The organism is Demequina sp., from assembly GCF_024642165.1.
Classification (GTDB): Bacteria; Actinomycetota; Actinomycetes; order Actinomycetales; family Demequinaceae; genus Demequina.
On record NZ_JAHEBP010000058.1, the window covers coordinates 1 to 11860 of the forward strand.

An 11860-nucleotide genomic window follows, 5' to 3' on the forward strand; every position below is an offset into this window, starting at 1 on the left:
CAGCGCCAGGATCGGGATGGCGGACTGGCCGAGCGCCCCGCGCCACAGCCCGGGATAGCGGATCAGCAGCACTCCGCCGGCGCCCGCCATGAACAGACACGTGTAGACCAGCAGGGTCCACTGGGACGATGCGACGGCGAGGACGCCGCCCGCGATCGCGCCGAGCCCGAGGAACAGGTTGTAGAAGCCGATGTTGAACATGGGTCCGGCCTGCGTGGCGGCCTCCTGTGCGGACCGCGCCCCGAACAGCCGCCACACGGGCTCGCGCTCCCAGAACAGGGACTCCGCGGCCCACACGCCCACGTGCGCGGCGCCGGCGATGATGGCGAGGATGGCGGCAGCGAGCGTCATGCCCGCACCCTAGCGCGCCATCGACCGGGCGCGCCGATGCGCGAGCTCCAGCCCTATCCGATGGTGAGGCCCAGGAGCCTGTCGTCGCCCTCGGTGGGGGTGCCGCGCCCATCCGTGTTGTTGGTGAGCACGTAGACGCTGCCGTCGGGGGCCGCTGCGGCGTCTCGGAGCCGGCCCATCCCGTCCAGGATCACGTGCGGCTCGCCGATGCCGTCTGTGGTCAGCGGGATCCGCCAGAGGCGCTCGCCCTTGAGGGACGCCATGTAGATCGCCTCGTGCGTGATGCCGATACCGGAGGGCGAGGCCTCGTCCGGGTCCCACGTCGCGACGGGGAAGGTGTAGCCACCCAGCATCGTCCCGGGGGCCGTCCCGCTGGGTGCACCCGAGAAGCCCTCGTGCGCCGGCCAGCCGTAGTTCGCTCCGGCCTTGATGAGGTTGAGCTCGTCCGCGGAGTCCTGGCCCAGTTCGCTGGCGTACATGCGGCCGTCGGCGACCCAGCCGAAGCCCTCGACGTTGCGGTGCCCACGCGACCAGACCCGGTTCTTCCAGGGATTGTCCGGCGCGGCCTTGCCGTCCGCCTCGCTGCCGTCGGCGATCACCCGCAGGATCTTGCCGGCCAAGGAGTCCGTGTTGGGCGCCAGCTCCGGCTTGCCCGCGTCGCCCACCGAGATGTAGAGGAAGCCGTCGGGGCCGAAGCGCATGCGGCCGCCGTCGTGGTTCTTGGCGGACGGGATGCCCTCGATCACGGGCGTCGGGAGGCTCAGCAGATCATCATGAAGTTCCATGCGCAGCACCGCGTTGTCGTCCTCGCGCGTGATGTACGCGTAGAGATAGGTGACGTCGCCCTCCAGGACGGCGATGCCGAGGAGCCCGCCCTCGCCCGCATTCATGACGGTCGACCGCAGCGCCTCCGCTCCCGGTCCGTTCAGCACGGTCGCGAAGCCGGCGCGCACCCGCCGGATGGTGGCAGTGTCTCGCTCCGTCACCAGCAGCGACCCGTCGGTCATGAACTCCATGTCCCACGGCGCGTCGAGGTCGCCCACAATCTCGTGCTGCTCGGTCACCGCCGCGATCGCCGGGCCGCCCACGGAGGTGGGGACGGGCGACGGCGATGCAGCCACGGTCGACTTCGGGTCGGTGACGATGCGCTCGAGGCTCGGGCTGGGCTCGGTCGACGAGGACGACGAGCAGCCCGCGAGCGCCAGCGGGAGGGCGCAGGCGAGGGCGACGAGGCGGGGGAGAACTGGCATGACCCCTCCAGGTTAGGCGTGCCTTGCGACCGGTGTAAAAGTTGACATTCTGCGTAGCGTATGTAAGCCCCGGGGGGCACCCCGAGACCAGGTGGATCGCTTAGTCGAGCACCAGCGATCGGAGTGTGGGCAGCGGCACGGCGCCGTATCGGAGCACCGCATCGTGGAACTCGCGGATATCGAAGTCGGGCCTCATCTGCGCCTCCTCGCGGATCGCGAGGATCTCCAGTCGGCCGATCATGTATGCCAGCGCCTGGCCCGGCATGCCGATGTAGCGGTCGACCTCCTGCTCGATGTGATGGCGATCCATCGGGGTGTGGGCCACCATGAAATCGATCGCCTGGGAACGGCTCCATCCGAGGGCGTGAATCCCCGTGTCGACCACCAGCCTGCACGCCCGCAGGGAGTCCGCGCTCAGCATCCCGACGCGGGACAGGTCCGAGGAGTAGAGGCCCATCTCGTCCGCGAGCCGCTCGGTGTACAGGCCCCACCCCTCCGCGTAGGCCGTGTTGAAGAACTCGCGCTGGACCGGATGCAGGTCCTCGTTCTCGACGTGCAGCGCAAGCTGGAGATGGTGGCCCGGCACGGCCTCGTGGTACGCGATCGCCTCCATCTCATAGGTGGCCCACTGGCTCGGATCCGAGGACTTGAAGTAGAACTGGCCCTCCTTGCCCGTGCGCGGGTCCGGAGGCGAGTAGTACGCCATCGCCCCGAAATCCGTGGCGTGCGCCGTGCAACCCGACTGCGGCAGGTGGGCGAACCAGGCGGGCGCCGCCGCGTTGGCCTTCGCCAGCGCCGCCTCCGCGTCGGCGACGATGCTCGCGGAGTCGGTGTAGCGCAGCGAGGTGTCCTCGCGGAGCCGTGTGTAGATCTCCTCGATGTCCTCCGTGCCGAGCAGCGGGCCCGCGATCGCCCGATACTCGTCCTCGAGCCGTGCGACCTCGGCCAGACCCACCTGGTGCACCTGATCCGGCGTCATATCGATCAGCAAGTGCGACCACATGCGGTCGCGGTACACCTTCGCGCCGCCCTCCAGGTGGACCAGTCCCGGGGTCTCGTCCGGCAGGCCGCGTTCCGCGAGCAGCCGCAGCCGAGCCGCGAAGCGGTCCACCGCCGGGAGCACCTCATCGGCGACCACGGCGTCACGGGACGCCTCCCACGCGGCCTTCGCCGCATCGTCCATGCCGGTGGGAGCAGGCTGGCTGCGCAGCCGGTCGTCGCCCTCTCGGGCGCGGCTCGCCGCGGTCTCCACCGACGCGGCCGTCGCGTCGAGATGACGCTTGAGGGCCACGCGACCCTCCGCGGCGGCGGCCTCGGCCACATCCATGACGTCCTCGAGGAGGCGGGGCAGCCCGCGCAGCTTCGCGAGATACGCCTCGCCGTGTTCCGCGGTCGCGAGCGGGAACGAGCCGATGAACCCCATGACCAGCTCCCACACGCCCATGGCCGGGTTGAGGTACAGCAGCTCAGGTTCCCAGGCGAGCTGGAGCGCCGAAGCCCGTGCGGACGTCGCGATGACATCGCGAAGCGCGCGCGCCTCCTGCGCGTTGCCCGTGTCGATGGCCTCCGCGGCCTCGGCGAACGCGATCAGGCGCGCGTGCGCGGCGGCGCGGCCGTCGACGGTGACGTCGTTCCACTCGGCGAGGTGCTCGAGCCTGCCGTCCCACATGAGGTCGATAGGACTCACGCCCAGCTTGTAGTCGTAGTACTCGTCTGCCAGGCGTGTCAGGGGTTCCATTCGTCGACCGTAGCGCGACAGCGCCGCGGGCGCCCCCCGGAGGAGACGCCCGCGGTGCCGTCCGGGGGACAGGGTGTGCGCGTCAGTGCGCGACCGCCATCTTCTGCATCATGCAGATCCAGTTGCCCGCTGGGTCCTTGAACCAGCCGGTGACCGGCATGCGACCCTCGATGTCGCGCGCTACGCCGTTGTCGTCGGTCCACTCGAGGTGCTCGAGCATGACGCCCTTGTCGCGCAGCGACGCGACCTCGCCGTCGAAGTCGTCGACCTCGAAGTTGAGGACCGTGTGAGTCGCCGGGGTGTGATCCTCCTTGTGATAGATGAATTCACGGCCGCCGCCGGGCAGGGTGAGCCAGAGCATCTCGCCCATACCCGCGTCGGCCCAGCGCATCACCTCCAGCCCGAGGGTTTCGCCGTAGAAGCGTTCCGCGGCGTCGATGTCGTCCGTGGAGAAGCTCCCGAACGCATTGCTGTGATTGAGCATGATCCTGCTCCTGAGTCGGATGCCCGGCCCGTGCCGGGCGGCAGCGGCCCCCTGCGGATGCGGTGGCGCCGCGTGGCGCGGGCGCACGCACGGGCGGGGCTTTCCGCTGCGTGGGTGGGTGCCGGCGGGGGGTGCCGGCGATGGGCGGGCGAACCGCCTCACAGGGACCCCACCAGTGTGCGCCCGCGCGCGCCTCGCCGCACGGCGAGCGGCGACGTGTCGCTCTCCGCGCGGCGCTCACACGGGCGCGTGACGCTACATCGGAGGCATCTCGCCGATCGCGATCCAGTTGCCCGCGGGGTCCGTGAACCAGGCGGTCGGAGGCATGCCCTCGTCCACGGCGATGCCGTCGGCATCGGTGTATGGCAGGTCCGCGAACTCGATGCCGCGCTCCTTGAGTGCCGCCACCGTCGCCCGCAGGTCGTCCACCTGCAGGACCAGGGTGGTGTAGTTCGACGCGGCGTGGTCGTCCTTTTCGTAGATGAGGACGTGCGAGTCATTGGCGAGGTCCAAGACCAGGCTTCCGCTGTCCATGTGGGAGATGGCGATACCCAAGGTGTCGCCGTAGAACTCGCGTGCCTTCTCGACCGAATCGGTGGAGAAGCAGGCCATCGCAGTGCTGTCGCCGAGCATGATCGGCTCCTTTCGTCGGGGACTGCCCCTCCAGTCTCCGACTCCGGGTTCGGCGGCGCACGTCGAGTCCGGCGCGGTCAGCCCAGGAGGGTGTCCAGGTCCGCGACGTGGCCACGGAGCGCGCCCCCCGCACGGCGGACCGCCGTGCCGGCGGACCGTGCCGTCGCGTTCGCCGTACGCCGCTGGAATTCGCGGCGCCGTGCGGCGAGCGTGCGCCTGGCCTCGAGCGCCATCCTGACGTGGCGCGGCACCCGTAGGCGCCGCAGTGTCCTTCGGTCCACCGCCGCGGTGATCGCGGCGGCGCCCAACGTGAGGCCCAAGGACACGAGCGGCAGAGCGGGCAGGCCCCACCGGGAGACGATGAGCCCGCCCAGCAACGGCCCGATCGCCGCCCCCGAGTTCATGGTGACCGTGTAGGTGGAGGCGCCCACCTCCGTGCGCCAGGGTGTGTGTCGCATCGCCCAATTGAGCAGCGCGGCGAGCAGCACGGCCCAACCGGCGGCCTGCAGCACCTGCGCCAGGATGGCGGACCACCCGAGCCCGAGGGCGAGCAACGTCCACGCCCCGGTGAGCAGTCCGAGTCCGACCGCGACCGTGGGCACGGCGTGCCGCGTGAGGAATCGGGACACGCCCAGCGTCGCGCCCACCGCCACGGTCCCGCCGAGCGCGAACAGCACCGGCACGGTGGCGGTGCCCACGGAGGCGACGTCCGTGAAGAACGGGACGATGTACGTCCACGTGGTGGTCATGCCCACCGTCGCGACGAACGTGACCGCGAGCACCCGCAGGAACGCGGAGAGCGAGGGCAGGTCGCCGCGGGTCTGGGGACGGGGTTGATCGGGGTCCGGGGCGGGCGGCTTGCCGGGCAGCGTCAGCGCGAGCGCCGCCGTGAGCGCGACTCCGAGGACCGCGAATCCCCAGTACGGCGCCTGCCAGCCCAGCTGCGTTCCGGCGACGGTGATGAGGGGCGTCCCGATGACGCCGGCCGCGGCGGCGCCCACCATGATGCGCGTGACGCTGCGGGCGCGCAGATGCGGGGCGAAGAGGCCGGCAGCCGTGGGTGCCACCACCCCCCAGAAGAGCGCGTGGGCCGCCGCGGAGACCACGCGGCCCGTGGCCAGTTGTCCGAGGCTCGTGGCGCTCGCGGCGATCCCGACGCCCACCGTCCAGACGGCGAGGGTGGTGCCCAGCGCGAGGCGCCGGCTCAGCCGACCGGTGAGCAGGGTGAGCGGTATCGCGGCGATCACCACGGTCAGCGCGAAGGCCGTCGCGAGCAGCCCGACCGATGCGACCGGGACGCCCAGGCCCGCCGCGATGGTCGGGGAAAGGGCCACGATCGATGCCTCGTTCGCGCCGGTGGCGAATGCGCCCACCGCCAGCGCCGTGAGCGCGAGGCCTGCGCGGCGCGGGGTGAGCGAGAGGGACTCGATGCTGCGGACGCCCGGCTCGGGCTCGCCGAGCACGACGGTCTCGCCACCCCCGACCACGGGGATCGTGAGCGTGGTGGGCTCGGGCTCGACGAAGGCGGCCCGGTGGGTCAGTTCGCCGGACGTGGGTGTAGGCGAGTCGATGCGGGGAAGTTCGAGGGTGCGGGTGAGGTCGGACATGAGGGTCCTCTGCGCGTCGCGTGCGGTGGTCAGCCGCCGCGCGAGCATTCCGGGCGGCGGGTCAGGGCGGCGCCGCCCGGCGGGATCACGGTCATCCCACCTGCCCACAGAACGACTGGCGCGAGCGGATCCTTCCCCGTCTCAAGGCATTCGCAGGATTCGTGCGCTGAGGGACGGTGGCACGGTCAGGCCGTTCGAGGCGCCGGTCCCAGGTCATCGAGCGTGACCGGCTTCGAGTACCACCAACGCCTGGTGAGCCGGAACACCATGAGGCCCATGAGCACCGCGAACGCGCCTACGAGTCCCACCCGGAGGTCGCCGGTCGCGATCGCGCCGATGGCCATGCCTGCCGCCGCCACCGCCGGACGGAGCAGCTCCAGCACGCTGAAGACCATCGAGTTCACGTTGGAGCGGACCTGCCATGGGGACACTCGCGCGATCAGGAAGCTGGTGAGCGCGACCACCGTGATGGGGATCCACAGCCATAGCATCGCCTCGTTGGCGCGCATGTAGAGGTGGAAGCGTTCCGGCGAGGAGAACGCGTCGAGCGCCCACACCACCCCGACGGGGGTGAGCAGGACCACGAGCGCGACGGTGCCGCGCCATGCTCCCTGGATCTCGATGGCACGGTGACGGGTGCGGCCGTCACGTCCCATGCACGCGTGGATCCCGGCGGTGCCGGCGTGCTGAAGCACCACGATGCTCAGGAGGGCCAGGCCGAACACGTCTCCGAAGTCGATCGAGTCGATGATCTCCCTCACGGTGCGCCTCCCAGGTCCCTGCGCAGTCCGAGGACCGGGCGCACGATCTGCTCGGGCCGCGGGTACAGGTTGGTGACCTTGTCGCAGCGGAGGTGATAGGCGCGCCCGCAGCCGGCGGAGGCATAGGTCAGCAGGTCCTCGGTGGTGAAGGCGCGCTTCATCGACATGGAGCCGTCGTGGCGCGAGACGGGCTCGCGCATGCGTGTGTGGTGAAGCACCCATGCGCCCACGTCCGCCCAGAGCCCGGGATTGACGTCGAAGTGGGCGAACGCCGCCACGCCCGAGTTCGCGGTCTGAGCGAAGAACGGCTGGAGGTTGTCACGCCCGAGGTGGTGGAGCACTCCGGAGGACACCACCACAGTGCGGTCCGGATCCTCCATCGAGAGCGAGGAGTCGAGAGCGTCGCCTACCAGGAAGGTCACCGGGATCTCCTCGAGCGCGGCGAGCCGGGTGGCGGCGTCGACGAGGAGCGAGTTGAAGTCGAGACCCACATACTCGACCCCGTCGCCGAGCGCGCCGGTGGCGGCGAGGATGCGGGTGTCGTAGCCGATGCCGCACCCCAGATCGACGATGCGCACCGGGCCCTCCCCGGAGTCGCGGAGGCGGTCCACCACTGGCCGCAGCGACTGGGCCATCCGCTGGGGGACGTGGACGAACTCGCTGAGGCGGGCCAGCTCGAGGTGAACCGCGAGGAAGGTGGCGTCCACGGCGTCCTCGTCGAGCACGCCGCCGTGCGCGGGCATCGCCTGCACGAGGGCAGCCGCGCCCGGCTGGTCGGACGCCCGCAGGCGTTCGACCGCATCGTCCCGTCGCACCGGCAGCCGCGCGCCGTCCGGGCCGTTCGCCCAGAGCACGTCGAGGATCTCGAGCTTCTCCGGACGCACTGCCGTGAGCGACGATGCGTCCGCCGTCACGCCCATGTCCGCTCCCTCCTCGTCGCGGAGTCCCTGGTGAGGTCAACCGCGATGGGGCGAGGATGCTTCCGCGAGGGCGTGGTGAGGGTCAGCCGTACAGGTGCGCGAGCACGTCGAGCGTGCCCCGCCACCCCTCGCTGTGGCTCGCCAGCTGATCCTCATCCCACAGCCGGGTGTGGGTCAGGCGCAGGTGGCAGCCGCCGTCCGTGGCGGTGATCTCGACGTCGACCTCCGAGGTGTCGGCCACATGCGGCATGTCGCCCTCCCAACCCCAGGTGAAGCGCAGGCGTCGCGGCGGGTCGAGCTCGAGATAGCGTCCGTAGGCGACGAAATCGCCCTCCTCCACGCCGGGAATGAGCAGCCGGTACGCGCCGCCCTCGCGGACGTCCGCCTCGCAGGTCGACGGCTTGTAGCGGTCGAGCGACGGTCGCAGCCAGGCGGCGACGTGCTCCGGAGTGGTCCACAGCTCCCACATGCGCGCGGGGTCGATGGCGAAGTCTCGTTCGATGGTGACGGCGAGTCCCGTGTCGGCGATGGTCATGCTTCCTCCCTGTTTCGTTCGATGTAGTCCTCAAGGTTGTCGAGCGCGGCGCCCCAGAACGCGCGGGCGCTGTTCATCCAGTCGAGCGCGGCGTCCATCGCCTCGGCGTCGATGCGGACGTGGCGTTCGCGGCCGCTCGTCACCCGGGTCATGAGTCCCGCGCGCTCGAGCGCGGCGGCATGCTTGTTGAGCAGCTGCGGGGACATCCGCGTCGCGTGGGCGAGGTCGGACATGGTCATGGGCGACGGGCTGGTCGCGGCGATGCGCAGCACCTCCCGCCGGGCGGGGTGTGCCAGGGCGCCGAAGATCCGATCGAGTCGATCGCCGTCGGCCGGCGCAGGAACCAATTGATAAACCATGCGGTTTACTATTCGCCCGGTCGGCTGATCTGTCAAGCGGATGCCTCAACCTTGTGGACCGCTGCGGTGTTGACACTGCAGCGCGGCTACCACGGGGCGCGTCGGGGAGGGAAGCAGAGATGACGAGCACAGCACGATGGACCACGAGCGCGGCAGGTTCGATCGCGGTGGCGGGACTCCTCGCGGCGTGTACCGCCGCGTCGGGCGGCGGGGCGGACGCGACCCCAGATTCGTCTGCGCCGGCGAGTTCGCCGACCCCGGACGCCAGTTCCATGCCATTCCCTGGATACGCCGCCGAGGACCAAGACCTCCTGGACGGACTCACCACATTCTCCCCGTCGGTCGCTCTCCTCGAAGCGGAAGGGCTCGCGTACGACGGCTATGGAACGGAAGGAATGATGCCGCTCGTGGCGGCGGGAACCATGGTCGCGGATGCGCCGTCCGCCGTCGATCCCGCCGAGTGTCAGCCGATAATCTCCGCGCTCAACCTCGCGACGGACGAGGACGCGACAGCGCGCAGCGACGACCCGATCGTGTCAGTGGTCGTCTTGTACCCGGACGGTGATGCGGGTGGCGCGGGCCTTGCCGCGAGCGTGCGGGCACGGGTGTTCGACGATCCTGCGGCGGCTACCGCCGTGCTGGATGCGGTCGCAGGTGCCAGCGGCTGCACGGGCTTCGTTCAGACCCTCGTGGGGCCGCCCGCCGAACTCACGGCGGACGGAGTAGAGGTGTCGACCCCGATTATTGATGGCCTCGACGGCCCGACGGCACGGATCGACCTGCGCGTGGTGCAGATCGTCGATTCCGAGACGGGTGCGACTCAGCCGATCGACGAGGCAGAAACCAGCTACTACGCGGTGGTCGACCGCGTCCTGCTGCGGGCCCAGGTCGGTAGCGACACGTCGAACTCGCTTGCGGCGGACGTGCTAGCCGAGGTGGCGGGCCATCTGGAGGGCGCCGCCGCATGACCGGGCTGGGTGCCGCGCTGGCATCCGCGCGATGATGGAAACTTGAAGACCACGCCGCCGTGGGCACGGCGGCCGGACGGAGGCCCGTGATGAGGGCGTGGCATGGAATTCTCGACACGCTGATCCGCGAACGTCGCGGAGCGCTGGTGGGGTTCGCGTTCATGCTGACCGGGGACCGGCCCACGGCCGAGGACCTTGTCCACGACGCCATCATCCGCACGTTCTCGCGGGCACGCCGTCTGGACGATGTGCCGTCCGCCGAGGCCTACGTGAGGCGCGCTATCACTACCCAATTCATCAACGGCCGCCGGTCGAGGGCAACCGCCCGCGCTAAGCAGCATCTCCTGGTCCCGCGCGATGCCCCGCCGGCGGATGCGCACGCCGGGGAGGCCGATGAGGTGGCTCGCGTGCTGCGGGTGCTGACGCCTCGACAGCGCGCTTGCGTGGTTCTGCGCTATCTCGAGGACCTCAGCATCGACCAGACGGCCGAGCGCCTCTCGGTCACGTCCGGCGCGGTCAAGCGCCACGTGCACGATGCGATGCAGCGGCTGCGCGGGGAGCTCGGAGGCATGGTCGACGACGCGCCCGACGGTTTCGACGGGAGGACGACGGTGATCGCACGGAGGAGTGGGGCGCGATGAGCGAGGAACTCAGGTCGATGCTTGCACGTGGCGCGCGTGCGGAAGCCGCGCGCTTCGACGGGGAGCACGTGGGCGGCGAGACCACCGTGTACGAGCGAGCGATCGCGCCCCGGCGCACGGCTCGGCGCCTGATCGAGATCGCGGGCGCCTTCGTGGTGATCGGCGCAGTGGGAGTTGGCGCCTATGCGCTGTTCCCCGGGATGGGCGCCCAGCAGCCGGTCACGGGGTCTTCCGATGGGGCGTCCTCGACCTCGAGTGCTCCCACGCCGCCAGGCGACCAACGCTCGGACGGCGCGGCGTGGACGGTCGACGGGATCAACATCGACGCGAGGTCGAGCGCTATGCCTCTCTCCACCTTCGCCGGACCTGCACTCTCCGCTTCTCAGTCATGCCTGGCGCTCGCCGCCTTCGCGAGCCTCGATGGTCTGGGCGAGCTCGGCGCCTCCGCGGCGACCCACCTCGGGGCGTTTGTCGGCGAGAACGGCGTCAACGATGTCACCACGCGTTCGTTCGACACGGACGCCAGTGCGCAGCAGTACCTCGACGCCGCCGCATCCCAAGCGGCGGCGTGCAGCGGGGAGCTCGCCGGAACCGATGCATCCGTCGACGTCGTCCGACTAGGTCTCTTGGGCATTCCGGGAACGGCCGTGCGCGTGCGCGTCACGGTGGATGCACTCAGTGGTGCGGCGTGGACCATGTGGCTTTACGCGGACGGGTCGGAGGCAGTGAGCGTCGTGGTCGAGCCGGGGGCGGCGGACAGCGCGCTCGCAATCGTCACCTCGATGGTGCTGGGCCCCTAGTTCTGACCGCCCGCACGATCAGTGAGGGCGATCCTGGGGTGCGGTTCGCAGCCACGCCTCGATGTCAGTGCTGACGGACGCGTCCAACGGCTTGCGGCTCTGCTTCTTGTACTGCTGCGGCCGCGAACCTGACCGGTGCGGACGCGTCCAGCATGACTTCCGACCACCACCGCGCTGGCTTCGCCGCCTTCACGGGCGCCCTTATCGCCGAGTTCGGCCGCTACCTCGACGGGCCGGACGTGGACCCTGTGGGTGACGCGGTCTCCTACCGGCAGGTGCCGCTCTGGCTCGACCACGACGACCTGGCGCGCCTCGCCTTCGGATTTGCGACGCTTCTGGTCGGCTTCGCGACGCAGGACCCGGGCGAAGGTCGGTCACGGCACGTGTTGAGCCTGGTGCTCCACCCGACGCCGCCCTGACGCCGCCCTCCAGTACACTGGGCCGCACCAGCGACGACCCGGCCATCACCGGTGAGCTTGCGGAAGAAAGGGCCTCGGCCCCGGTAGAACCGCACGGGCAGCCCGTCATAGCGACCACGAGAGGCGGCCGCCCCACCCGGGTGCGGTCGCAAGCGGGGTGGTACCGCGCATCGTCCTCACGGGCGGGGCGTCCTCGCAGCCGAGTTGAACGCCCGTACCACCACGAGGAACGTATGACCGCCGCGCGCTACCCCCTCCACCGCACCTCCGAGCCCGGTTCCCACGCCGAGGTGCCGCCGTCGCCGCACTTCCCGACGCTCGAGAGCGACGTGCTCGCGTACTGGGAGGCGGACGGCACGTTCCAGGCCTCGATCGACAACCGCCCCGCGCGCAC

At 70.5% G+C, this 11860-nt stretch carries 14 protein-coding genes; 4 read left to right on the forward strand and 10 right to left on the reverse strand.

Going from position 1 to position 11860, the window contains the following annotated elements:
* From Q0L54_RS06805 to Q0L54_RS06850, 10 genes are all read right to left on the reverse strand, one after another.
* On the reverse strand, positions 1-351 hold a 351-nt coding region (locus Q0L54_RS06805; RefSeq protein WP_296666450.1), incomplete at its 3' end, for a DUF1304 domain-containing protein.
* A 53-nt stretch (positions 352-404) separates the two neighbouring features.
* Positions 405-1601 (reverse strand): PQQ-dependent sugar dehydrogenase, encoded by a 1197-nt coding sequence (locus tag Q0L54_RS06810; protein ID WP_296666451.1) that lies wholly within the window; start codon positions 1599-1601, stop codon positions 405-407.
* Between the two features lie 100 nt (positions 1602-1701).
* Positions 1702-3339, reverse strand: a complete 1638-nt coding sequence (locus Q0L54_RS06815) for a DUF885 family protein (RefSeq protein ID WP_296666454.1) — start codon at positions 3337-3339, stop codon at positions 1702-1704.
* 82 nt (positions 3340-3421) lie between these two features.
* A complete protein-coding gene (locus Q0L54_RS06820) occupies positions 3422-3823 on the reverse strand; it encodes a VOC family protein (protein WP_296666456.1) in 402 nt (133 codons plus the stop codon).
* Between the two features lie 255 nt (positions 3824-4078).
* Entirely contained in the window at positions 4079-4456 is a 378-nt protein-coding gene (locus Q0L54_RS06825) for a VOC family protein (RefSeq protein ID WP_296666457.1), read from the reverse strand.
* Positions 4457-4533: 77 nt separating this feature from the next.
* Positions 4534-6063 carry an MFS transporter gene (locus tag Q0L54_RS06830; RefSeq protein ID WP_296666459.1) on the reverse strand — a complete coding sequence of 510 codons (1530 nt, stop codon included), beginning with the start codon at positions 6061-6063 and terminating at the stop codon, positions 4534-4536.
* A 185-nt stretch (positions 6064-6248) separates the two neighbouring features.
* Complete coding sequence (locus tag Q0L54_RS06835; RefSeq protein ID WP_296666460.1) at positions 6249-6824, reverse strand: hypothetical protein; 576 nt, start codon at positions 6822-6824, stop codon at positions 6249-6251.
* Positions 6821-7744 carry a class I SAM-dependent methyltransferase gene (locus Q0L54_RS06840; RefSeq protein WP_296666461.1) on the reverse strand — a complete coding sequence of 308 codons (924 nt, stop codon included), beginning with the start codon at positions 7742-7744 and terminating at the stop codon, positions 6821-6823. Before Q0L54_RS06840 ends, Q0L54_RS06835 begins: the two co-directional genes overlap by 4 nt.
* An 82-nt stretch (positions 7745-7826) precedes the next feature.
* Entirely contained in the window at positions 7827-8279 is a 453-nt protein-coding gene (locus Q0L54_RS06845) for an SRPBCC domain-containing protein (RefSeq protein ID WP_296666462.1), read from the reverse strand.
* Positions 8276-8638: a helix-turn-helix transcriptional regulator gene (locus Q0L54_RS06850; RefSeq protein ID WP_296666463.1), complete on the reverse strand. Its 363-nt coding sequence runs from the start codon at positions 8636-8638 to the stop codon at positions 8276-8278. Before Q0L54_RS06850 ends, Q0L54_RS06845 begins: the two co-directional genes overlap by 4 nt.
* Positions 8639-8910: 272 nt before the next feature.
* Here Q0L54_RS06850 and Q0L54_RS06855 point away from each other — a divergent pair, with 272 nt between their 5' ends.
* The 4 genes from Q0L54_RS06855 to Q0L54_RS06870 all read left to right on the forward strand — a co-directional run bounded on the left by Q0L54_RS06855 (position 8911) and on the right by Q0L54_RS06870 (position 11466).
* Positions 8911-9606: a hypothetical protein gene (locus Q0L54_RS06855; RefSeq protein ID WP_296666465.1), complete on the forward strand. Its 696-nt coding sequence runs from the start codon at positions 8911-8913 to the stop codon at positions 9604-9606.
* An 89-nt stretch (positions 9607-9695) separates the two neighbouring features.
* Positions 9696-10247, forward strand: a complete 552-nt coding sequence (locus tag Q0L54_RS06860; protein WP_296666467.1) for a sigma-70 family RNA polymerase sigma factor — start codon at positions 9696-9698, stop codon at positions 10245-10247.
* Positions 10244-11047: a hypothetical protein gene (locus tag Q0L54_RS06865; protein ID WP_296666468.1), complete on the forward strand. Its 804-nt coding sequence runs from the start codon at positions 10244-10246 to the stop codon at positions 11045-11047. Before Q0L54_RS06860 ends, Q0L54_RS06865 begins: the two co-directional genes overlap by 4 nt.
* A 152-nt stretch (positions 11048-11199) precedes the next feature.
* Positions 11200-11466 carry a hypothetical protein gene (locus Q0L54_RS06870; protein WP_296666469.1) on the forward strand — a complete coding sequence of 89 codons (267 nt, stop codon included), beginning with the start codon at positions 11200-11202 and terminating at the stop codon, positions 11464-11466.
* Positions 11467-11860: the final 394 nt, after the last annotated feature.

Excerpts from the sequence above, each read along its gene's own strand:
- Q0L54_RS06840 (WP_296666461.1), bottom strand. The coding sequence starts at position 7,744 with ATGGGCGTGACGGCGGACGCATCGTCGCTCACGGCAGTGCGTCCGGAG.
- Q0L54_RS06820 (WP_296666456.1), bottom strand. The coding sequence starts at position 3,823 with ATGCTCAATCACAGCAATGCGTTCGGGAGCTTCTCCACGGACGACATC.
- Q0L54_RS06850 (WP_296666463.1), bottom strand. The coding sequence starts at position 8,638 with ATGGTTTATCAATTGGTTCCTGCGCCGGCCGACGGCGATCGACTCGAT.
- Q0L54_RS06825 (WP_296666457.1), bottom strand. The coding sequence starts at position 4,456 with ATGCTCGGCGACAGCACTGCGATGGCCTGCTTCTCCACCGATTCGGTC.
- Q0L54_RS06855 (WP_296666465.1), top strand. The coding sequence starts at position 8,911 with ATGCCATTCCCTGGATACGCCGCCGAGGACCAAGACCTCCTGGACGGA.
- Q0L54_RS06865 (WP_296666468.1), top strand. The coding sequence starts at position 10,244 with ATGAGCGAGGAACTCAGGTCGATGCTTGCACGTGGCGCGCGTGCGGAA.
- Q0L54_RS06830 (WP_296666459.1), bottom strand. The coding sequence starts at position 6,063 with ATGTCCGACCTCACCCGCACCCTCGAACTTCCCCGCATCGACTCGCCT.
- Q0L54_RS06815 (WP_296666454.1), bottom strand. The coding sequence starts at position 3,339 with ATGGAACCCCTGACACGCCTGGCAGACGAGTACTACGACTACAAGCTG.
- Q0L54_RS06810 (WP_296666451.1), bottom strand. The coding sequence starts at position 1,601 with ATGCCAGTTCTCCCCCGCCTCGTCGCCCTCGCCTGCGCCCTCCCGCTG.
- Q0L54_RS06845 (WP_296666462.1), bottom strand. The coding sequence starts at position 8,279 with ATGACCATCGCCGACACGGGACTCGCCGTCACCATCGAACGAGACTTC.
- Q0L54_RS06870 (WP_296666469.1), top strand. The coding sequence starts at position 11,200 with ATGACTTCCGACCACCACCGCGCTGGCTTCGCCGCCTTCACGGGCGCC.
- Q0L54_RS06860 (WP_296666467.1), top strand. The coding sequence starts at position 9,696 with ATGAGGGCGTGGCATGGAATTCTCGACACGCTGATCCGCGAACGTCGC.